The sequence below is a fragment of the Pseudomonas endophytica genome, from assembly GCF_001411475.1.
Taxonomy (GTDB): Bacteria; Pseudomonadota; Gammaproteobacteria; order Pseudomonadales; family Pseudomonadaceae; genus Aquipseudomonas; species Aquipseudomonas endophytica.
The window spans coordinates 21,732-43,854 of record NZ_LLWH01000046.1 but is presented as its reverse complement, the minus strand read 5'-3'; the positions used below and the strand labels follow the sequence as shown (position 1 = coordinate 43,854).

Here is a 22,123-nt window from a genome sequence, read left to right as displayed (position 1 = left end):
TTAAAACTCCATTCAGTACTGATACCACTTAAGTTCGAGCATCACTTCGTTGACCGGCGAACTTAGATGGCTGAACTCACGTTGAGCGGTTAATCGCAGGCCCAGATTACGCGAGATTTCCCATTGCTGGTTCAGGCTCAGGCTACGACGGACTTCTCCGTTGGTGAAGTAATCCGCCTTGGTTTCGAGGCTCAGGTTGCCTACCGGGTTACGCCAAAGTACGCCGGTGTTATAGCCTGCGGCGGGCGATACAAATGCAGCAAAGTCGTTGTTGTGCTCGACCCGCACGGTGCCTAATGCAAAGCCCAGTAGGTTGTCGCCTAACTGCCAAGTGCCACCTGCGCCGCCGTTGACGTGGGTCACCAGTCGCTCGTTACCATGTTTACCCAGTACTCGCTCAAGCCCGCCACCTACTTGCCATGACCACGGTTTTAGCAGTGCATTACGCGGGGTCAGGGAGCGGATGTTGGCCAAGTCCAGTTGTTGGACCTGCCATTTATTGCCCTCGTATTGGCGCAGCTTGAGTTGCAAGATTTCAATTTGTGCGCCCAGCGGGAAGCCCGGGGCGTTGTCGTTCAAGTCGTGATAAGCCATGCGCAGGCCATATTCGGCAAAGGCTTTGTCATCCCGGCTGCCGGCACCCAGTTGCCAAGTACGAGATTCGTGGCCGTTTTCTGGCAGTTCGGGGGTGTCGATTTGCAAGGTTGGCGCCGGGTTTTGGTTGATGGCACGCAGCAGTTCAAAGCTACGTTGCGAACGTCCGGTATCGCGCTCTAAGCCATTGGCGCGGTAGCGTTCCAAGCGATAGGCCGCGTCGATAATCAGGGCTTGACGCTCTTTTGGCAGTGCCTTGAAGGCTGGTTTTTGCAACTGGGTTTGATCAGCACTGACTTGAAGTACCCATTGCTGTTCTTCGGGGTCTAGAACTTTGGCGCGGTCTAGCAACTCACGTTCACGAGACGGGCGGTATTCGATACTCTCGACCAAGCCAGCTTCTTTGACCGCTTTCACGGTGTCAGTGGGGATCGCGGTCAGCGGGAATTGGGTGGTCAATTGTAAGCCGGGGCGTGCCACTTGCAGCAGTTCAAGCAGGCGATACGAGCAGTTTTCATCGAAGAAAAAGTAGTCAAACTGGATTTGTTTCAACTCCCACACATGTTCGACCATGCGCTGGGTTTCTTCAGGAGTTAGATTGAGTCGGTATTCCCACAGGTCACGGTTCTCAAGACTGCGGTACTCCGAGAGTTTTTCTTGGTAGGGCACCAAGGCGAATAAACCGGGGTAGCCACCGGCCAAGCCTTTCCAAGCATACAGAATGCTGTTGTCTGAACCTTCAATATAGGCGCCAAAGTTGATCGCATAGCTGAGCAACGAGGTTTTGTTGCTCTGTACATCGGCCTGGTCAATGCGCAACAAGGTGTGGCCAAACATTGATGACGGGCTATTGAGGTACGCGGCCGGAAAGATCATCACCGTGCTGTGCGGCGCAACGTCTGTGAACCATTGAGTGAACTCGGCGCACTCAACCTTGGGCAGATCGTTCAGGTTCAGTTGGGCTTTAAGCCAGCGGGTGCGGGCCGGGTACGCGCATTGCGGGTGTTTGTCGCCCAAGTTAGCTGGGGCGTACAGCGCCTGGACGGTGGCGCGCAGTTCGGCGTCGGGGTGCTGTGCACCGTCAGGGGCTAGAAAAAACTTATCGTCGCTGACATAGCTTCGCCAGCCACCTAGCTTGCGGGCTTCGTAATGCCCCAAAGAGATCCAGAATGGATCGTTGGCTAACTGCTGAACACGTTGATTATCAATATTGGGCGCGGCGTACAACGGGGCGCAGGCACAGAGCGCCAGATAGGCAAGGCGTTTGAGCATGGTGGGCAACTGTTGTCAGACGAAGAAAGATGAAACGCAAGCATACCCGCTCCGAGCGGAGCGGGCATGTCTCATGGGTTACGCAGCAGTCGCGTACTTGGACAGGCGTGCATCACTTTTCAGAACAGCCAGTGTGTTGGTGTGCACATCTTCAGCGGTTACGTCAGCTTTGCTGAAGATTTGCTGGAAGTGCTCGTGAGTGACGGCAGCGAAATGCTCGCGGTCTTCAGGGGCGACGCCGAGTACCACGGCATAGGTGGTCAGTGCTTCACCGTTACCTTTAGCCATGTCTTCAGACAGCTCGTTCATCATGCCATTCATGGCAATCCACGATTTGCCGCCGTAAGTCAGGGAGTCTTTAGTTGTACAGCCGTTGGTGCCGGAGGTCATACCGAACGTGGCATTACCCGAGGTGCCGTTGGTGGTTGAGGCCAGGAAGTGAGCCGGTGTTCCGCGCTGGCCTTCAAACAACATGTTGCCCCAACCGCAGTTTGGGCCGCCCGGTGCTTGTGCCATTGCATTGAGGGAAACAACTGTGAAGAGAGTACCAAGAAGAATCCGTTTCATAATCATTGTTCTCTTTGTGTGCAACCTATGGACAAGGGTGTCTGGCCCCGAAGCGCCAGAACGGGCCGGTTATTAATCCAGCCTCGTAACATTTAGGAGTCTAGGCACGATCAACAGGTTCCGTGGTTTTTTGTAAAACAATTGTTGGATGAGGGTATTTTTCACCCGTAAACATTGGGCTTTGAGAATTCGCGTGTTGCGCGCCTTGCCAGTGGTGTGCAGCCAGCGCCAGAATGCGGGCATCTGCCCTGCCCGATGTAAGGAAGCCCGATGCCTGATTCTGTTGCTGCCAGCTTGCGTCTAGCGCCTGACGCGCTAACCCGTCCGTTCTCCGCTGAACAGTTCAGCTTCTCGACCACCAATGATTTAGAACCTTTTCGCGGCATTCTCGGCCAGGAGCGTGCGGTCGAAGCCTTGCAGTTTGGTGTGGCTATGCCACGTCCGGGTTACAACGTATTTGTTATGGGCGAGCCGGGTACGGGGCGTTTTTCGTTTGTGAAGCGCTACCTCAAGGCTGAAGGCAAGCGCCTTACGTCACCCAGTGATTGGGTGTACGTCAATAATTTTGACGAGCCACGTGAGCCTCGCGCTCTAGAGCTGCCTGCGAGCACGGCTGGAGCTTTTATCGCTGACATAAATGGCTTGATCGACAACCTGCTGGCGACGTTTCCGGCGGTGTTTGAGCATCCGACTTACCAGCAGCGCAAAAGCGCCATCGACCGTGGTTTCAATCAGCGTTACGACCGTGCGCTGGATGTGATCGAGCGTTTGGCGCTGGAAAAGGGTGTAGCGCTTTACCGCGACAGCAGTAACGTGGCTTTTACTCCGATGAGTGAAGGCAAGGCGCTGGATGAGGCCGAGTTTTCACAATTGCCTGAGGAGGAGCGTGAGCGATTCCATGAAGATATTTCCGGGCTTGAGGAACGCCTTAACGAGGAATTGGCAAGCTTGCCGCAGTGGAAGCGCGAGTCCAACAATCAACTGCGTCAGTTGAACGAAGAAACCATCACCCTAGCCTTGCAGCCTTTATTGTCGCCTTTGTCGCAGAAGTACGCCGAAAACGGCGAAGTTTGCGGGTATTTGCAGGCGGTACAGGTGTACCTGCTTAAAACGGTGGTCGAGCAACTGGTCGATGACAGTAAGACCGATGCGCAGGCGCGCAAGCTGCTTGAAGAGCAGTACCTGCCAAGCCTGGTGGTCGGTCAGCCCATGAGCGGCGGCGCGCCTGTGGTGTTTGAGCCGCATCCGACTTACGACAATTTGTTCGGCCGCATTGAATACAGCACTGATCAAGGGGCGCTTTACACCACCTATCGGCAGCTGCGTCCTGGCGCCTTGCACCGTGCCAATGGCGGCTTTTTGATTCTTGAAGCCGAGAAGATGCTCAGCGAGCCGTTTGTCTGGGATGCGCTGAAGCGTGCGTTGCAATCGCGCAAGCTGAAAATGGAGTCGCCGCTGGGTGACTTGGGGCGTATGGCCACCGTGACCCTGAGCCCGCAAATGATTCCTTTGCAGGTCAAGGTCATCATCATTGGCGCTCGCCAGTTGTACTACACGCTGCAAGACCTGGATCCGGACTTCCAAGAGATGTTCCGGGTACTGGTGGACTTCGATGAAGACATCCCCATGGTCGACGAGAGCCTTGAGCAGTTTGCTCAGTTGCTGACCACTCGCACCTCGGAAGAGGGCATGGCGCCGCTGACGGCAGACGCGGTGGCACGTTTGGCGACTTACAGTGCGCGGCTGGCTGAGCATCAGGGACGTTTGTCAGCGCGTATCGGCGACTTGTTTCAACTGGTCAGTGAGGCGGACTTTATCCGCCATTTGGCTAACGATGAGATGACCGATGCGGGGCATATCGAACGTGCGCTCAAAGCCAAGGCGACTCGTACTGGCCGTGTTTCGGCACGTATTTTGGACGACATGTTGGCGGGGATCATTCTGATAGACACCGACGGTGCAGCGGTCGGCAAGTGCAATGGGTTAACCGTACTGGAAGTCGGTGATTCGGCGTTTGGCGTGCCAGCGCGTATTTCCGCCACGGTTTATCCGGGCGGGAGCGGAATTGTCGATATCGAACGTGAGGTTAATCTGGGGCAGCCGATTCACTCCAAAGGGGTGATGATTCTGACCGGCTACCTGGGTAGCCGTTATGCCCAAGAATTTCCGCTGGCGATTTCGGCGAGTATTGCGCTTGAGCAATCGTACGGTTACGTCGATGGCGACAGTGCGTCGCTGGGTGAGGCGTGTACGTTGATTTCTGCACTGTCTAAAACGCCGTTGAAACAGTGCTTTGCCATCACGGGCTCGATCAATCAGTTCGGTGAAGTGCAGGCGGTCGGCGGTGTTAACGAGAAGATCGAAGGCTTTTTCCGGCTTTGTGAGGCTCGTGGTCTGACAGGAGAGCAGGGAGCGATCATCCCGCAGGCCAACGTCGCGACCTTGATGCTGGATGAGAAAGTGCTGAAGGCGGTACGCGAAGGTATGTTCCACGTATACGCGGTGCGCCAAGCGGATGAGGCACTAAGCCTGCTGGTAGGAGAGCCTGCCGGTGAACCGGACGAAGAAGGTCAATTTCCAGAAGGCAGCGTCAATGCACGTGTGGTCGAGCGCTTGCGAGTGATCGCAGAAATGATCAACGACGATGACCTCAAAGAAGCGGAAAAAGAGCTGTTGGCGCAAGCCCTGGAGGCTAAAAAGCCTGCTTGATAGAAAGAGAAAAGATCGCAGCCTGCGGCAGCTCCGGGGCTGCGTTTCGCTTAGTTTCAGCTTTTTGTAGGAGCTGCCGAAGGCTGCGATCTTTTGCTGTTAAGGATCATAAGCTCGTAGCCTGCGGCAGCTCCGGTTTGGCCATCGGTCTGCAGGGCGTAGCGGGGGCGGGGTTTTCTTCTATGCTCAGGGTGAGCATGTTACCCCTGTGGTTTCTTACGAGGGTCGCCGCCATGTCGCGCAACCTTTGCCTTACCCGTCAATGCTTGGGCTTGGAAACGCGCATTGAATGCAGTATTCGACCCTTGGCAGGTAATAACGGGATGTGGACGTTGTTATTTGCGGCCGGCTTGTCCGGCGAGCAGCCTACGACGATCAAGTCCCAAGGCCCTTTCCCCGGCCCGTTCGTGGCTGAAACCATTCTCGATGCCATTGTTGAAAGCCTGACGTTGCACGGCTATCGGTTGGCTGATGCGCCGCAAATCTGGTGCCTGCATGTGCAGGCCCAGTTGCGTCAGATCAATGGTCAGCGCTGTCACGCCTCGCACTAGGCCATTTGTCAGTGCGGTGGTGCCACTTCCGGGACTTTGTCTAGCTTGACCTCAAAGCCGTATTCGACAGGCGTCAATGCTGTGCGTGCATAGCTTTCTAGGTGCGTTGGCTGCCCGTAAAAGTAATGCACGTTAAATAGCGTCGGGCCATAGAGCTTGGCACTGTGGCTGACAGCAAGAACTTCCTTGAGGTAGTTGCCCGTGTCGTCTTTGGCATAAAAGCGCCACGCGTCGGCAGGGAACAGTGCTTGATCAACGATCAATGCGTTGCCTTTGAGTTCAAGGCCTTTGGGCAGGCGGGCAACGTCCAGGCTTTGTTTGTCGACAGTGGCCACAAACAGTGGCATTGAGCCGATGGCGTAGGTCGGGGTTTCGGGGAACAAGTTGAGGTCGTAGGTTATAACGCCGGTTTTTGGGTTGGTATCGAAGGCTTCAATGGGCAGCTCCAGAGGCTCGCCACGTTTGCCGTTGACATCCTCTGCAAAGAAGGTGACTGGAGAGACAGTTGAGTCGGGGAGTTCGCCCACGAGTTCGTCATTGAAAGTGGGTGGGTGACTAAACTCAAGAGTGGCAGCACTGGCTTCGTCCACTGATTGGCTGATAACCACGCTTTTCTTCAGCTTTTCAGGGGCCAAGGTGGCGTCTTTCAAATAGCTGGCGGCTTGATCGTCATACACGACGACTGATAGCGGCAGGGGCGTGACCTCTTTACCGACGATGTTTTTGTCGAGCGGCCACACGGGCAGGTCGAGTGTTTTACGGGTGACGTTGGCTGTCGAGAAGTCGAGAACGCTGATATCGACGTTTTCAATCTCCCCGTTGAAATACACCTTGCTGTAATGGTTGGGGTGTTTGCTATCGAAGGCTTTTTGTTCGTCGTCCAGTTTCTGACTAAGTGCGTCGCTCCAGGCCGTTTGCTTGAGCATCTGCGCCAGTTGCTGTTGGTAGAAGGCTACTTGCTCAGTATTTTCTTCGATTGAACCTGCACGTGACAGAAACTGCCCGGTCGAATCGCGAGCTTGAATGATCAGTGGGTTGAGGTCGGTATCGCGTACTTCTTCAGCCAGCGGTGCGCTGTTGTTGATGTCGACTTCGGCAAAGTTTTTACCCAGTGACAGTAAGGTAACGCTGATATTTGCGTCGGACAGGGTTCGGCCTACGTCTTTGCGGGTCAGGGTAAAGTTGACCACTTTGCCGGGAGCGATCACTTCAGCCTCGCCGTGCAGCGTGATAGGTTGAGGCTGTTGAGAGTTGGTGGTTTGAACGCCATCTACAATCGGGTAAGTGATGGTCAGATCGTCTGGGTTGCTCAAGTTGGCGCTTGAAGGGCTGAGCTGGATCCCGGAATCGGTTTCTGACCACTCGGCCTGAAAAGGCACTACCTGTTTGTTACTCAACGTGACCGACTGCCATTCCAGCGCGTGAGGGAAGGGGAAGTAGGACGTATTGCTCTGGGAGAACGGGAAGACTGGCTCCAAGTCGGTCAAGTAATCGGAGCTTGAGTTCTTGCGCACGACAAACAGGCCATTGAGGTAGGTGTCGCTCAAGGCTTGGCTGTTGGGGTAGTGCTTTAGCTGCGCGAGCTCGTCGGTGCCGTATTCGGTTTCGATCGCTCGGTCTTGCAACCTGATACGCGCGCGCTCTAGCAGTAATAACGAGCCACCGAGGTCGGCCACTGCGTCTTTGAGTGCCGGATCCTGAATGCTGTCGAGGCTCTTTTCGAACGCTGCGGTCCTTTCTTTAAGGCTGGCCTGCGGGTGTTTTTCGTCAGGTGAGCAACCGCCTGCCATGAGCAAAGCCGTTGAAAGCCCGAGACAGATCCAAGGGGATCGCAGATACATGGTTCAGTCTTCCTGTCCGCAAACGATGCTAGAGGGTTGGACACTAGCAGAAAATGTTTTTACAGGCTGTTTCTACAGCTTTATCTCTGTTCGAGAGTGACTGATATACTCACGCCCATTTTTTACACCCTGTGAGACTCAATGGAACGCTTTATCGAAAATGCAATGTACGCCTCGCGCTGGATTTTGGCGCCGATTTACTTTGGTCTGTCGCTGGGTTTGCTGGCTCTGGCGTTGAAGTTCTTTCAGGAGGTGTACCACGTTCTTCCTAACGTGTTTTCGCTCACTGAGTCGGACTTGATCCTGGTTATTCTGTCGCTGATCGACATGGCGCTGGTGGGCGGGTTGTTGGTAATGGTGATGATTTCGGGCTACGAGAACTTTGTCTCGCAACTGGACATCGACTCGAACAAAGAGAAGCTGAGCTGGCTGGGTACGATGGACTCGACCTCGCTGAAGATGAAAGTCGCAGCGTCGATTGTGGCCATTTCTTCGATCCACCTGCTGCGTGTGTTCATGGATGCACGCAATATCGAAACCGAGTACCTGATGTGGTACGTGATCATTCACATGACCTTTGTGGTGTCGGCTTTTGCCATGGGCTATCTCGACAAGCTGACCAAGCACTAAGGCTTTGTCGGTACGGGCAGCACACGAACCCGGGCTGCGAAGGCTTTGGGGGCTGTGATAGGCTGCTCGCCCTTTTTGGTTTTGGGTGACTGAAAAAAGCAGTTGAATACGGCTTTTTTGAGTCGCTCTATAACGGAGCAGTGTTATGTCCGAAGTAAATCTGTCGACCGACGAAACTCGTGTTAGCTACGGCATTGGCCGTCAACTGGGCGACCAACTGCGTGACAACCCACCACCGGGCGTGAGCCTAGATGCAATTGTGGCTGGCCTTACCGACGCTTTCGCGGGCAAAGAAAGCCGTGTTGGCCAAGAAGAAATGTCTGCTAGCTTCCAAGTGATCCGCGAGATCATGCAAGCAGAAGCGGCTGCCAAAGCAGAAGCTGCTGCCGGTGAAGGCAAGGCTTTCTTGGTTGAAAACGCCAAGAAAGACGGCATCACCACCCTGGCTTCTGGCTTGCAGTTCGAAGTTGTAACGGCTGGTGAAGGCGCCAAGCCTACCCGTGAAGACACCGTACGTGTTCACTACCACGGTACTCTGATCGACGGCACTGTATTCGACAGCTCCTACGAGCGTGGTCAGCCTGCTGAGTTTCCAGTGGGCGGCGTGATCGCTGGCTGGACCGAAGCCCTGCAACTGATGAATGCCGGTAGCAAATGGCGCATCTACGTGCCGAGCGAGCTGGCTTACGGCGCGCAAGGCGTTGGTGGTATCGCACCGCACAGCGTTTTGGTATTCGACGTAGAGCTGCTGGACGTTCTGTAAGCGCACAGCGTTATAGCAGTGACCGCGGGCTTGCTGACGATGGAAACGACGTAATGGCGTCGACGTCGGGAGCAAGCCCGCGGTGCGTTTGGCGCATCATATTGCTATTTTGGCGTGATGTTCGTGAGGCTCAGTCGTGCTGATGGGGCGCAATGCTCGGGCATAGCAAAACAGGAACAGATTACGCACCAACTCTTTGAGTACCAGCGGCTCGCTTGAGTTGAGGCCGTTGAAATCCAAGTCACCTTGGTCCTGAAGCTCGTTGAGCGCTTCTTCTTCGAGTACCGCGCAGACTTCGCCGGTTTCCCGATGCAGGATGCGCAGGTAAGGGTGTGGACGGTCTAGCCAAGCATCAATTAAATAAGTCATGGTCGTCATCTCCTAGATGAATGACAATGAGAATAATTCTTATTCAGTTAATAGCAAGTGCCTATTGGCGGATTTCTGATTTTCGGCGTAAAAACTGCGGTGGATCAACGTCGCAGGCTTTTTGATATTGCGGGGCGGTGCGCCTTCCTGCGCGGACGCAGGAAGGTAGGCGGGCTGATCAGACCTTGCGAACGAACTCAGACTTGAGCTTCATTGGGCCGATGCCGTCGATTTTGCAGTCGATATCGTGGTCACCTTCGCACAGGCGAATATTCTTAACCTTAGTGCCCACTTTGACTACTAGGGACGTGCCTTTGATCTTCAGGTCTTTGATCACGGTGATGGTGTCACCGTCGGTCAGAACCGTGCCTGCGGAGTCTTTGTAGACTTTTACATCGCTGGCTTCTTCAGCGTCACCGCTGGCAGACCACTCATGGGCGCATTCCGGGCAGATCAGCTGGGCGCCGTCTTCGTAGGTGTATTCGGAATTGCATTTTGGGCAGGGTGGCAACGTGCTCACTAAAGCTCCTTAAACATCAGGGTGGCGAAAAGGCACGCATTATATAGGGTTTTTGCGGTGCAGGGGTGGGAGTGACCTAGCAAGACGCGTCACTGTTACTGGAGAGGCTGTTTTATATCTGTAGCGACTATGTTCTCAAGCCAAATGCGCGCCAGATGACGACACAAAAAAGTCTCAAGATGGGCTGAGCTGCCGTAGGCTGCGATCTTTTGATTAAAGCAGCTACACCACGCCTCAGCATTGTGTAACTGCCTTGATAGCCTTTAGTGCGTACGTGCTACCGCAAACTCGCTCAGTTCAACCAGCGCATCGCGATACTGGCTTGGCGGTAAGGTTTCGAGGCAAACAATCGCACGGGCGACGTAGTCACGCGCCAATTGTGCGGTGTATTCCAGTGAGCCCGACGCTTCAACGGCTGTGCGAATGCTTTCGAGGTCTTCAATGCCACCTTTTTGAATGGCTTTGCGAACCAGAGCAGCTTGTTCGGGTGTGCCTTCGCGCATGGTGTAGATCAGCGGCAAGGTCGGCTTGCCCTCTGCCAGATCGTCACCCACGTTTTTGCCCAAGGTCTCGGCGTCACCGCGGTAATCGAGCAGGTCGTCTACCAGTTGGAATGCCACGCCCAAGTGGTCACCAAACGTGCGCAGGGCTTCGCTTTGCTCAGGCGTTGCACCGGCCAGCGCTGCGGCGCTGTGAGTCGATGCTTCAAAGAGCATGGCGGTCTTGCCGCGGATGACTTCCATGTAGGTTTCTTCGGTGGTGCTGGCGTCCCGAACTTTGGACAGTTGCAACACTTCGCCTTCGGCAATGATGCGGGTGGCCTTGGACAGGATTTGCATCACTGGCATCGAGCCCAGCTCTACCATCATTTCGAAGGAGCGCGAGTACAGGAAGTCCCCGACCAAAACGCTAGGAGCATTGCCCCACGTTGCGTTGGCGGTCTTGCGGCCACGGCGCATGCCGGACATGTCGACTACGTCGTCGTGCAGCAGGGTGGCGGTGTGCAGGAACTCAATAGTCGCGGCCAGCAAGCGCAGATCGTCGCCTTCGCGACCCAGCGCCTTACCACATAGCAACACTAATAAAGGACGAAGGCGTTTACCGCCGGCCGAAGTGATGTAATCGCCGATTTTTGAGACCAGCGGTACGCGTGACGTCAGCTGCTTCTTGATGATGCCGTCGACGGCGCTAAAATCGTCCGCCACCGCGCGGTAGAAAGCTTGGGGTTGCATCAGCGACAGGTGCTCCAGAAGGGTTGCGCGGCATGCTAGGTCGGGGGGCATGGCCTGTCAAGGCGCGATGGGCGGCCCCTTGCAACCCAAGCGAGGCTTGCGTACAATCGCGCACCCTGAACTTCCTGGGCAGCACCTGCCTTACGCAATTGCACTTGGGCCGTTCCAGCCCCATGCAGCCATGCCAGCCAATACCTTTACCTATAAAGCGCTGGGTGAGCAGGATTATCGGAGAAATACCATGTCGTACGCAGTAATCGTTACTGGTGGCAAGCAATACAAAGTAGCACCAGGTGAATACCTGAAGATCGAGAAACTGGAAATCGCTACTGGCGAATCCGTCACTTTTGATCGCGTTCTGTTGGTCGCCAATGGCGACGACGTAAACATCGGCGCTCCAGTTGTTGCTGGCGCCACTGTTGTTGCTGAAGTGATTTCCCAAGGTCGTCACGACAAAGTCCGCATCATCAAGTTCCGTCGTCGTAAGCACCACATGAAGCGTATGGGCCACCGCCAGTGGTACACCGAGATCAAAATCACCGGTATTCAGGCTTAATTTCAGCCTAATTCCTCACTAGGAGAATTGACTCATGGCACACAAAAAAGCTGGTGGTAGTACCCGTAACGGTCGCGATTCAGAAGCCAAACGCCTTGGCGTGAAGATGTATGGCGGCCAGGTAATCGTTCCGGGCAACATCATCGTGCGTCAGCGCGGCACCCAATTCCACGCTGGCTACGGCGTTGGTATGGGCAAAGATCACACTCTGTTCGCGAAAGTGGAAGGCGTGATCAAGTTCCAAGTTAAAGGCGCCTTCGGTCGTCGCTATGTAAGCATCGTTCCGAAGACTGAAGTCGTCGCGGCGTAATAGCTTGATAGCTGGAAGAGCCCTGTCTTGCGACGGGGCTTTTTCGTTTGTGGGGTGAGTCTCTTGCAAAACTGTTTGTATGGGCTTTTGGCGCTGGATTTAACGGCTGTTGATTGAGGTCGCTGCGCTCATTTTTGCAAGAGTCTTATGTCTAAGTTTTTATCGGCTCGTCCTGATGACGAGAGGCGCGTTTTGTTATGAAGTTTGTAGATGAAGTATCGATCAAAGTAAAAGCAGGCGACGGTGGCAACGGTTGCATGAGTTTCCGTCGTGAGAAATTCATCGAAAATGGTGGTCCGAACGGTGGTGATGGGGGTGATGGTGGCTCGATCTATATGGTCGCCGACGAAAACCTCAATACCCTGGTTGACTACCGTTATACCCGTCACTTTGATGCGCAGCGTGGTTCTAATGGTGGCAGCACTGACTGCACTGGCCGTAAAGGTGAAGACCTGATCCTGCGTGTTCCAGTGGGTACCACGGTGATTGATGCCGGTACTCAAGAAATCATTGGTGACCTGACGACGGCGGGTCAGCGTTTGATGGTTGTGCAGGGCGGTTGGCACGGTCTGGGTAACACTCGTTTCAAATCCAGTACTAACCGTGCGCCACGCCAGACCACTCCGGGTAAGCCGGGTGAGCAGCGTGACCTCAAGCTGGAATTGAAAGTGCTGGCTGACGTAGGTCTGCTGGGTTTGCCGAACGCAGGCAAAAGTACCTTCATTCGTTCGGTGTCTGCGGCTAAGCCCAAAGTGGCTGATTACCCGTTCACCACGCTGGTGCCAAACTTGGGTGTGGTGAGTGTTGATCGCTGGAAGAGCTTTGTCATTGCTGATATTCCAGGCTTGATCGAAGGCGCTTCCGAAGGGGCGGGGCTGGGGATTCGCTTCCTTAAGCACTTGTCGCGTACCCGTCTGTTGCTGCATCTCGTAGACATGGCGCCGGTTGAAGGCACTGACAGCGCTGCTGATACCGCCGAAGTGATTGTTAATGAGCTGATCAAGTTCAGCCCTTCGCTGGCCGAGCGTGATCGTTGGTTGGTGCTGAACAAATGCGACTCGTTGCCAGAAGACGAGCACGATGCGCGGGTTAAAGAAGTTGTTGATCGCTTGGAGTGGACCGGCCCTGTGTATGTGATTTCGGCGATTGCCAAAATCGGTACCGACAAGTTGTGCCACGACATCATGCGCTATCTTGAAGATCGTGCAGATCGTCTGGCCAATGACCCGGCTTACAAAGAAGAGCTGGCTGACCTCGATCAGCGCATTGAAGATGAAGCACGTGCACAGCTTCAGGCGTTGGATGACAAGCGCGCATTACGTCGCAGCGGCGTGAAGAGCGTCCATGACATGGGCGACGATGACTGGGATGAAGAAGATGTTGATGACGAAGATGGTCCAGAAATCATTTACGTCCGCGACTGATTCGTTGCAGTAAACTACAACGCCGCTCACTTGAGCGGCGTTTTAGTATCTGTGAAACGGTAATCAAGAATAACTCCACGGGTGGCGCTCGGTCGCGCTGCTCTCAGGCATAGGTTGGATGATGATGCGGAGCAAGGTGACAGGTGCGCAGCGCTGGGTCGTGAAAATCGGCAGCGCATTGCTGACAGCAGATGGCAAGGGCCTGGATCGCGCAGCAATGGGCGTTTGGGTCGAGCAGATGGTGGCCTTGCATGAGGCTGGCGTTGAGTTGGTGTTGGTGTCCTCGGGCGCTGTTGCGGCCGGCATGAGCCGCTTGGGCTGGACCGTGCGACCCAGTGCGATGCATGAGCTGCAAGCGGCCGCTGCTATCGGTCAGATGGGTTTGGTGCAGGCGTGGGAGTCGAGTTTTGCTGAGCATTCTCGGCACACGGCGCAAATTCTGCTGACGCATGACGATTTGTCTGATCGCAAGCGCTATCTGAACGCTCGCAGCACCTTGCGCGCACTGGTTGAGCTGGGCGTCATTCCAGTGATCAACGAAAACGACACTGTGGTTACAGATGAAATCCGCTTTGGTGATAACGACACGTTGGCCGCGTTGGTGGCTAACTTGGTCGAGGCTGATTTGCTGGTGATTCTGACTGACCGTGACGGCATGTTTGATGCTGATCCGCGGAACAATCCTGATGCTCAGATTATCTATGAAGCACGTGCGGATGATCCGGCGCTGGATGCGGTGGCAGGTGGTACGGGCGGTGCGCTGGGTCGTGGTGGTATGCAGACAAAGTTGCGTGCAGCGCGTCTAGCGGCGCGTTCGGGAGCGCATACGATTATCGTTGGCGGACGTTTGGAGCGTGTGCTTGATCGCCTTAAGGTGGGCGAGCGACTGGGAACGTTGCTCTCTCCGGAGCGTGGCATGTTGGCTGCTCGCAAGCAGTGGCTGGCGGGTCATCTGCAGACCCGCGGTACGTTGGTGCTGGATGATGGTGCGGTGGCGGCGTTGTCCAAGGGGAATAAAAGCTTATTGCCCGTCGGTGTCAAAGCTGTGCAGGGTGGTTTCCGTCGTGGAGAGATGGTGGTCTGTATAGCGGCTGATGGGCGCGAAATTGCCCGTGGCCTTGCCAATTACAGTGCGGCAGAAGCGCAAAAAATTATAGGGCAGTCGTCAGATGCGATTGTCAGTTTATTGGGCTACATGGCTGAGCCTGAATTGGTTCACCGTGACAACCTGATTCTGGTGTGAAATTGAGGTGTTGAATGCGCTTGTTTGGCGGTCTGTTGGGTTTGATCTTGGCGGTGCCATTATTGGCGTCGGCAGAAGAAATTGGCACGGTATCGACCGTGTTCAAATTGGTTGGGCCGAACGACCGTATTGTGGTCGAGGCATTCGATGACCCTAAGGTTGACGGCGTGACGTGCTATCTGTCGCGAGCCAAGACCGGTGGTATGAAAGGCGGGTTAGGGTTGGCAGAAGATCGCGCCGAGGCATCTATAGCGTGTCGCCAGACCGGGCCGATCAGCTTTAAGGGTGAGTTGAAGGATGGTGATGAAGTGTTCAAAGAGCGCACTTCGCTGGTCTTTAAAACTATGCAGGTTGTTCGTTTCCTCGACAAAAAGCGCAATACGCTGGTGTATCTGGTGTATAGCGATCGCCTGATCGAGGGCAGCCCACAGAATGCGGTCACCGCCATTCCGATCTTGCCGTGGCCGCAGCAATAACCAAAACAACCTTGTAGGAGCTGCCGAAGGCTGCGATCTTTTGATCTTTAAAAGCACAAGATCGCAGCCTGCGGCAGCTCCTACGGATCCTGATGGATTTCTAACAAATCGCGGGCAATAAAAAACCGACCCTAAGGTCGGTTTTTTTAAAAGCTTATCGCTTAAGCAGCTGCAAGGTTCAGAGCCTTGACGTGGCCATTCAGGCGGCTCTTATGACGTGCAGCTTTGTTCTTGTGGATGATGCCTTTATCGGCCATACGGTCGATAACAGGAACAGCCAGAACATAAGCAGCTTGCGCTTTAGCAGCGTCTTTTGCGTCGATGGCTTTAACTACATTCTTGATGTAGGTACGAACCATGGAACGCAGGCTGGCGTTGTGGCTGCGACGCTTCTCAGCCTGTTTTGCACGTTTTTTGGCGGAAGGTGTGTTGGCCACCGTCGAGCTCCTCGAAAGACTTTTGGAATTAACAAACAAAATAGGCCGCGAATCATGCCGATGACGACAACTCTTGTCAAGGGTGATTGATTCGAACCGCTGAGTGGTTGATCGAGGGAGACGGGAGATTTATTTCCGGCGCTTGACCTGTAAACTCGCGAGCTTGGCTCTGTGCTGTTGCGGCGCGCAGTATCGCATAAGTGAACGCTTTGTTCGCCTGCTCTTTCTCTCTAAGGCAAAAACTCTTTCAATGAATTTGCTCAAGTCGTTGGCTGCTGTTAGCTCTATCACCATGATTTCGAGGGTTCTGGGCTTTGTCCGAGACACCATCGTGGCGCGAATGTTTGGCGCGGGAATGGCCACGGATGCGTTCTTTATTGCCTTTAAGCTCCCCAATCTGCTGCGCCGGATTTTTGCCGAAGGTGCTTTTTCCCAAGCGTTTGTGCCGATTTTGGCGGAATACAAAAATCAGCAAGGTGAGGAGGCTGCACGCACCTTTGTTGCGTACGTCGCCGGGCTGCTGACGCTGGTCCTGGCGATCGTAACGGTGCTGGGCATACTGGCCGCGCCTTGGGTGATCTGGGCCACGGCCCCCGGCTTTGTAACAACGCCTGAAAAGTTTGAGCTCACCACCGATATGTTGCGGGTTACCTTCCCTTATATATTGCTGATCTCACTGTCATCGCTGGCAGGGGCGATTCTCAATACGTGGAACCGCTTCTCGGTGCCTGCATTTGTGCCGACCTTGCTTAACGTCAGCATGATTCTCTTTGCCCTATTTCTCACGCCTTACTTTGATCCGCCGGTCATGGCGCTGGGGTGGGCAGTGTTGGCGGGTGGCCTTGCACAATTGTTGTTTCAGCTCCCGCATCTGAAAAAAATCGGCATGTTGGTGCTGCCGCGCCTTAATTTACGCGACACCGGTGTATGGCGAGTGATGAAGCAGATGGTTCCGGCCATTTTGGGAGTGTCGGTCAGCCAGATCTCGCTGATCATTAATACGATTTTTGCGTCCTTCTTGGTAGCCGGGTCGGTGTCCTGGATGTACTACGCAGACCGCTTGATGGAATTGCCATCCGGTGTGCTGGGTGTCGCATTGGGCACAATCCTGCTGCCAACACTGTCCAAAACCTACGCCAATAAAGACCGGCAGGAGTACTCAAGAATTCTCGATTGGGGCCTGCGTCTGTGCTTTTTACTGGTGCTGCCATGTGCATTGGCCTTGGCCATCTTGGCGGAGCCGCTGACCGTATCGTTATTTCAATACGGCGAGTTCAGTGCCCTAGATGCGGCAATGACCCAGCGGGCATTGGTGGCTTATTCGGTAGGTTTGCTCGGATTAATTCTGATCAAGGTGCTGGCTCCGGGGTTTTATGCACAGCAAAACATCCGCACGCCGGTAAAAATTGCGGTGTTCACCTTGGTGGTAACGCAATTGCTTAATTTGGTGTTTATTGTGCCGCTGCAACACGCAGGGCTTGCCTTGGCGATTAGTGTGGGAGCTTGCATTAACGCGGGTTTGCTGTTTTGGCAGTTGCGTAAGCAAAGGCTATTTATCGCCCAAGCGGGCTGGCCGCAATACCTGTTCAAATTGGTGTTGGCGGCTGCCGTAATGTCAGCCGTATTAGTGGGGTTGATGCACGTAATGCCTGCATGGGATCAAGGTCATATGCTTCAGCGCTTTGCGCGTCTAGGTGCGCTGGTGGTTGCGGGTGTGGTGGCTTATTTCGGTGTATTGCTACTGCTGGGCTTGCGTTTGAAGGATTTCGCCCGCAAGTCCCTGATGTAAGGAAAATTGCGGTCAAACGTCTATTTTGTCGGTTTGACCTGATTTGCCTTGCGCTGTTGCCTGTCGTCATGGGCTGGGTGTGGTTATAATCGGCCACTTTATGAGCAAGAAGCGCGTTATGCAGCTGGTTCGAGGCCTTCACAACCTGCGGCCCCAACATCGGGGCTGTGTCGCCACTATTGGCAACTTTGACGGTGTACACCGTGGTCACCAGGCTATTCTGGAGCGGCTGCGTGAGCGTGCACTGGAGTTGGGCGTGCCCAGCTGCGTGGTGATTTTTGAGCCCCAGCCGCGCGAATTTTTTGCCCCTGAAACCGCCCCGGCGCGTCTAGCTCGCTTGCGCGATAAATTACAGCTTTTGGCTGATGCAGGGGTTGATCGGGTGCTGTGCCTAGCGTTCAATCAACGCCTTTGCAAGCTCAGCGCTGCCGAGTTTGTTGACACAATTTTGGTCGATGGCCTTGGCGTTTGTCACTTGGAGGTCGGTGACGACTTCCGTTTTGGGTGTGATCGGCTCGGTGATTTTGATTTCCTGCAACAAGCAGGCGTCATGCAGAACTTTACCGTTGAAGCCGCGCAGACCGTTGAGCTTGATGGCGTACGTATCAGCAGCACGCAGGTACGTGATGCCTTGGCCAAAGGTGATTTCACCCAGGCAGAGCGTTTACTGGGGCGTCCTTTTCAAATCGCGGGCCGAGTATTGCATGGTCAAAAACTGGCGCGTCAACTGGGCACGCCAACGGCTAATATCCAGCTCAAGCGACGTCGTGTTCCATTGACCGGTGTGTATTTGGTCAGCGTCGACATCGACGGTAAAACTTGGCCTGGCGTTGCCAATATAGGTGTCAGACCAACCGTAGCAGGAGATGGCAACGCCCATCTTGAAGTTCATCTATTGGATTTCGCTGGCGATTTATATGGCCGGCGATTGACGGTGGCATTCCACCACAAGCTGCGTGATGAGCAGCGTTTCGCCTCACTTGAGGCGCTCAAGACGGCGATCAATGCGGACGTCGCCGCCGCCCGAGCCTTTTGGCTGGGTCAACCGCTTAAAAAGAGCCTGAAATGACCGACTACAAATCTACGTTAAACCTTCCGGACACAGCCTTCCCAATGAAGGCCGGCCTGCCACAGCGCGAACCGCAAATTTTGCAGCGCTGGGACAGCATTGGCCTGTACGGGAAGTTGCGCGAGATTGGTAAGGATCGTCCGAAGTTCGTACTTCACGACGGTCCTCCGTATGCCAACGGTACGATTCACATCGGTCATGCGCTAAACAAGATTCTCAAAGACATGATCGTGCGCTCGAAAACTTTAGCGGGTTTCGATGCGCCGTACGTGCCGGGCTGGGACTGCCACGGTCTGCCGATTGAGCACAAGGTTGAAGTGACTCATGGCAAAAATCTGCCTGCGGATAAAACCCGCGAGCTTTGCCGTGCTTACGCGACCGAGCAAATCGAAGGTCAGAAGTCCGAGTTCATCCGTTTGGGTGTGTTGGGCGACTTCGCCAACCCGTACAAAACCATGGACTTCAAAAACGAGGCCGGTGAAATCCGCGCCTTGGCCGAAATCGTCAAAGGCGGTTTCGTCTTTAAAGGCTTGAAGCCTGTGAACTGGTGCTTCGATTGCGGCTCGGCTCTGGCTGAAGCAGAAGTTGAATACCAAGACAAAAAGTCTTCGGCCATCGACGTTGCCTTCCCGGTCGCCGATGACGCTAAGCTGGCGGACGCTTTTGGCTTGGCCGCTTTGAGCAAACCAGCCTCTATCGTGATCTGGACCACCACCCCGTGGACCATCCCGGCTAACCAAGCGCTCAACGTGCATCCGGAGTTCACCTACGCGCTGGTCGACGTAGGCGACAAACTGCTGGTGTTGGCTGAAGAGCTGGTTGAATCCAGCTTGGCCCGTTACAACCTGCAAGGTTCAGTGATCGCGACCACGACCGGTTCGGCACTAGAGCTGATCAACTTCCGTCATCCGTTCTACGACCGTCTGTCGCCTGTTTATCTGGCTGAGTACGTCGAGTTGGGCGCAGGCACTGGCGTGGTTCACTCTGCACCGGCATACGGCGTGGACGACTTCGTGACCTGCAAAGCCTACGGCATGGTCAATGACGACATCATCAACCCTGTCCAAAGCAACGGCGTATACGTGCCGTCGCTGGAGTTCTTCGGTGGCCAGTTCATTTGGAAGGCCAACCAGAACATCATCGACAAGCTGACCGAAGTCGACGCGTTGATGTTTAGCGAAACCATCAGCCACAGCTACATGCACTGCTGGCGCCACAAGACACCGCTGATCTACCGCGCCACGGCGCAGTGGTTTATCGGCATGGACAAAGAGCCAACTGCGGGCGATACCCTGCGTACTCGCGCACTTCAAGCGATCGAAGACACACAGTTTGTTCCGGCTTGGGGCCAAGCGCGTCTGCACTCGATGATTGCCAACCGGCCTGACTGGTGCATCTCGCGTCAACGTAACTGGGGCGTGCCGATCCCGTTCTTCCTGAACAAAGAAAGCGGTGAGCTGCATCCGCGCACCGTCGAAATGATGGAAGAAGTGGCCAAGCGCGTTGAAGTCGAAGGTATCGAAGCCTGGTTCAAAATGGACGCGGCTGAATTACTGGGCGACGAAGCGCCGCTGTACGACAAGATCAGCGACACGCTGGACGTGTGGTTCGATTCGGGGACTACCCATTGGCACGTGCTGCGCGGTTCGCACCCAATGGGTCACGAGACGGGGCCGCGTGCCGATCTGTACCTTGAAGGTTCCGACCAACACCGTGGCTGGTTCCACTCGTCCTTGTTGACCGGTTGTGCCATCGACAACCACGCGCCGTACCGCGAACTGCTGACCCATGGCTTCACCGTGGACGAAGCGGGCCGCAAAATGTCCAAGTCGTTGGGCAACGTGATTGCGCCGCAAAAGGTCAACGACACACTGGGCGCTGACATCATGCGCCTGTGGGTTGCATCGACCGATTACTCGGGCGAAATCGCGGTTTCAGACCAGATCCTGCAACGCAGTGCGGACGCCTACCGACGTATCCGTAACACCGCGCGCTTCCTGCTTTCCAACCTGACCGGTTTCAACCCGGCCACTGACCTGCTGCCTGCGGATGAAATGCTGGCGCTGGACCGTTGGGCTGTAGACCGCGCATTGCTGCTGCAACGTGAGCTGGAACTGCATTACGGCGAATACCGCTTCTGGAACGTGTACTCCAAAGTGCATAACTTCTGCGTGCAGGAGCTGGGTGGTTTCTACCTCGACATCATCAAAGACCGTCAGTACACCACGGGCGCCAACAGCAAGGCCCGTCGTTCGTGCCAGACCGCACTGTTCCACATCTCTGAAGCGCTGGTGCGCTGGATCGCTCCGATCCTGGCCTTCACTGCTGACGAGCTGTGGCAATACCTGCCGGGCGAGCGCAACGAGTCGGTCATGCTCAACACTTGGTATGACGGCCTGAGCGAGTTGCCTGAAGGCACCGAGCTGGATCGCGACTACTGGGAGCGGATCATGGCGGTCAAGGTTGCGGTTAACAAAGAAATGGAAAACTTGCGCGCTGCCAAAGCCATTGGCGGCAACTTGCAGGCCGAAGTGACCTTGTTTGCCGAAGATGAACTGGCTGTTGACCTGTCCAAATTGAGCAACGAGCTGCGCTTTGTACTGATCACTTCTACCGCCAGCGTAGCGCCGTTTGCGCAGGCTCCGGCTGATGCAGTGATCACCGAAGTGCCGGGCCTCAAGCTCAAAGTCGTCAAGTCGGCACACGCCAAGTGCGCTCGCTGCTGGCATTGCCGTGAAGATGTAGGTGTGAACCCGGAGCATCCGGAAATCTGCGGTCGTTGCGTCGACAACATCAGCGGCGCCGGTGAGGTACGTCACTATGCCTAACACCAGCACTGCCGGGCGCTTCGGGCGCCTGGGCTGGCTTTGGTTGACTGTGCTGGTCTTGGTCATTGACCTGACCAGCAAGGTCTATTTCGACAACGCCTTGCAGATGTATCAGCAGATCGTGGTCATTCCTGACCTATTCAGTTGGACGCTGGCCTACAACACCGGCGCGGCCTTTAGCTTTTTGGCCGACAGCGCAGGCTGGCAGCGTTGGCTTTTTGCACTGATCGCGATTGTGGTCAGTGGCGTTTTGGTGGTCTGGCTCAAGCGTCTTGGACGCAATGACACGTGGTTGGCAATTGCGTTGGCGCTGATTTTGGGCGGCGCGCTAGGTAACCTGTATGACCGTATCGTTTATGGTCATGTCGTCGATTTCATTCTGGTGCATTGGCAAAATCGCTGGTATTTCCCGGCTTTCAACTTCGCCGACAGTGCGATTTGCGTGGGCGCGTTGATGCTGGCACTGGATATGTTTAAAAGTAAAAAGTCTGGAGAACCGGCTCATGACTGAGCAACGTATTGGCCAGAACACGGAAGTCACGCTGCATTTCGCTTTACGCCTGGAGAATGGCGATACCGTCGACAGTACGTTCGACAAGTCCCCGGCCACCTTCAAGGTTGGTGATGGCAGCTTACTGCCTGGGTTTGAAGCGGCCTTGTTTGGCTTTAAGGCGGGCGATAAGCGCACTTTGGAGATCCTTCCAGAAAACGCTTTTGGCCAGCCTAACCCGCAAAACGTGCAGATCATTCCACGTTCGCAGTTTAAGGACATGGACCTGTCTGAAGGTTTGCTGGTGATCTTCAATGACGCGGCCAACACCGAGCTACCCGGTGTAGTCAAAGCCTTTGATGACGAGCAAGTAACCATCGACTTTAACCACCCGTTGTCAGGTAAGACCCTGACCTTCGACGTGGAAATTAAAGACGTTATAGCGCTGTAATT

General features: G+C 54.9%; 21 protein-coding genes. 14 read left to right on the top strand and 7 right to left on the bottom strand.

All coding sequences use genetic code 11. The features are described from left to right. Positions 1-12: 12 nt before the first annotated feature. Positions 13-1,866: an Lnb N-terminal periplasmic domain-containing protein gene (locus AQS70_RS04900; RefSeq protein WP_055101786.1), complete on the bottom strand. Its 1,854-nt coding sequence runs from the start codon at positions 1,864-1,866 to the stop codon at positions 13-15. Between the two features lie 78 nt (positions 1,867-1,944). Beyond that, a complete protein-coding gene (locus tag AQS70_RS04895; protein WP_055101785.1) occupies positions 1,945-2,433 on the bottom strand; it encodes a DUF3015 domain-containing protein in 489 nt (162 codons plus the stop codon). 270 nt (positions 2,434-2,703) lie between these two features. Here AQS70_RS04895 and AQS70_RS04890 point away from each other — a divergent pair, with 270 nt between their 5' ends. Beyond that, positions 2,704-5,142 carry a Lon protease family protein gene (locus AQS70_RS04890; RefSeq protein WP_055101784.1) on the top strand — a complete coding sequence of 813 codons (2,439 nt, stop codon included), beginning with the start codon at positions 2,704-2,706 and terminating at the stop codon, positions 5,140-5,142. Between the two features lie 233 nt (positions 5,143-5,375). Further along, complete coding sequence (locus tag AQS70_RS04885; RefSeq protein ID WP_055101783.1) at positions 5,376-5,693, top strand: PA4575 family protein; 318 nt, start codon at positions 5,376-5,378, stop codon at positions 5,691-5,693. Positions 5,694-5,701: 8 nt separating this feature from the next. On the opposite strand, the gene AQS70_RS04880 is transcribed toward AQS70_RS04885, so the two are convergent. Further along, positions 5,702-7,534, bottom strand: coding sequence for a hypothetical protein (locus AQS70_RS04880; RefSeq protein WP_055101782.1), 1,833 nt, complete (start codon positions 7,532-7,534; stop codon positions 5,702-5,704). A gap of 141 nt (positions 7,535-7,675) precedes the next feature. On the opposite strand from AQS70_RS04880, the gene AQS70_RS04875 reads away from it, so the two are divergent. Next, complete coding sequence (locus tag AQS70_RS04875; RefSeq protein WP_055101781.1) at positions 7,676-8,164, top strand: TIGR00645 family protein; 489 nt, start codon at positions 7,676-7,678, stop codon at positions 8,162-8,164. A gap of 145 nt (positions 8,165-8,309) precedes the next feature. Further along, a complete protein-coding gene (locus AQS70_RS04870) occupies positions 8,310-8,927 on the top strand; it encodes a BamJ family beta-barrel-assembly machinery protein (RefSeq protein WP_055101780.1) in 618 nt (205 codons plus the stop codon). A 96-nt stretch (positions 8,928-9,023) separates the two neighbouring features. On the opposite strand, the gene AQS70_RS04865 is transcribed toward AQS70_RS04870, so the two are convergent. The 3 genes from AQS70_RS04865 to AQS70_RS04855 form a co-directional block, all read right to left on the bottom strand. Then, a complete protein-coding gene (locus AQS70_RS04865) occupies positions 9,024-9,296 on the bottom strand; it encodes a PA4570 family protein (protein WP_055101779.1) in 273 nt (90 codons plus the stop codon). Positions 9,297-9,474: 178 nt separating this feature from the next. Continuing rightward, a complete protein-coding gene (locus tag AQS70_RS04860) occupies positions 9,475-9,816 on the bottom strand; it encodes a zinc ribbon domain-containing protein YjdM (RefSeq protein ID WP_055101778.1) in 342 nt (113 codons plus the stop codon). Between the two features lie 263 nt (positions 9,817-10,079). Then, positions 10,080-11,048 (bottom strand): polyprenyl synthetase family protein, encoded by a 969-nt coding sequence (locus AQS70_RS04855; protein ID WP_055101777.1) that lies wholly within the window; start codon positions 11,046-11,048, stop codon positions 10,080-10,082. 241 nt (positions 11,049-11,289) lie between these two features. On the opposite strand from AQS70_RS04855, the gene rplU reads away from it, so the two are divergent. From rplU to AQS70_RS04830, 5 genes are all read left to right on the top strand, one after another. Beyond that, a complete protein-coding gene (gene rplU, locus AQS70_RS04850; RefSeq protein ID WP_003176051.1) occupies positions 11,290-11,604 on the top strand; it encodes a 50S ribosomal protein L21 in 315 nt (104 codons plus the stop codon). A gap of 34 nt (positions 11,605-11,638) precedes the next feature. After that, on the top strand, positions 11,639-11,914 hold the full coding sequence (rpmA, locus tag AQS70_RS04845; RefSeq protein ID WP_055101776.1) for a 50S ribosomal protein L27: 276 nt from the start codon (positions 11,639-11,641) through the stop codon (positions 11,912-11,914). Between the two features lie 197 nt (positions 11,915-12,111). Further along, entirely contained in the window at positions 12,112-13,338 is a 1,227-nt protein-coding gene (gene cgtA / locus AQS70_RS04840) for an Obg family GTPase CgtA (protein WP_055101775.1), read from the top strand. A gap of 124 nt (positions 13,339-13,462) precedes the next feature. Further along, positions 13,463-14,581 (top strand): glutamate 5-kinase, encoded by a 1,119-nt coding sequence (gene proB, locus AQS70_RS04835; RefSeq protein ID WP_055101806.1) that lies wholly within the window; start codon positions 13,463-13,465, stop codon positions 14,579-14,581. 14 nt (positions 14,582-14,595) lie between these two features. Continuing rightward, positions 14,596-15,057: a CreA family protein gene (locus AQS70_RS04830; protein ID WP_055101774.1), complete on the top strand. Its 462-nt coding sequence runs from the start codon at positions 14,596-14,598 to the stop codon at positions 15,055-15,057. A gap of 161 nt (positions 15,058-15,218) precedes the next feature. Here AQS70_RS04830 and rpsT read toward each other — a convergent pair whose 3' ends face one another. Further along, positions 15,219-15,494, bottom strand: a complete 276-nt coding sequence (gene rpsT / locus AQS70_RS04825) for a 30S ribosomal protein S20 (protein WP_055101773.1) — start codon at positions 15,492-15,494, stop codon at positions 15,219-15,221. 250 nt (positions 15,495-15,744) lie between these two features. Between rpsT and murJ the strand changes: the two genes are divergently transcribed. The 5 genes from murJ to fkpB all read left to right on the top strand — a co-directional run bounded on the left by murJ (position 15,745) and on the right by fkpB (position 22,121). Beyond that, positions 15,745-17,283 (top strand): murein biosynthesis integral membrane protein MurJ, encoded by a 1,539-nt coding sequence (murJ, locus tag AQS70_RS04820; RefSeq protein ID WP_055101772.1) that lies wholly within the window; start codon positions 15,745-15,747, stop codon positions 17,281-17,283. Positions 17,284-17,401: 118 nt separating this feature from the next. Beyond that, positions 17,402-18,352, top strand: a complete 951-nt coding sequence (gene ribF, locus AQS70_RS04815; protein WP_055101771.1) for a bifunctional riboflavin kinase/FAD synthetase — start codon at positions 17,402-17,404, stop codon at positions 18,350-18,352. Continuing rightward, on the top strand, positions 18,349-21,180 hold the full coding sequence (gene ileS, locus AQS70_RS04810; RefSeq protein WP_055101770.1) for an isoleucine--tRNA ligase: 2,832 nt from the start codon (positions 18,349-18,351) through the stop codon (positions 21,178-21,180). Before ribF ends, ileS begins: the two co-directional genes overlap by 4 nt. Beyond that, complete coding sequence (lspA, locus tag AQS70_RS04805) at positions 21,173-21,691, top strand: signal peptidase II (protein WP_055101769.1); 519 nt, start codon at positions 21,173-21,175, stop codon at positions 21,689-21,691. The genes ileS and lspA overlap by 8 nt, the downstream gene beginning before the upstream one ends. Next, positions 21,684-22,121 (top strand): FKBP-type peptidyl-prolyl cis-trans isomerase, encoded by a 438-nt coding sequence (fkpB, locus tag AQS70_RS04800; RefSeq protein WP_055101768.1) that lies wholly within the window; start codon positions 21,684-21,686, stop codon positions 22,119-22,121. Before lspA ends, fkpB begins: the two co-directional genes overlap by 8 nt. Positions 22,122-22,123: the final 2 nt, after the last annotated feature.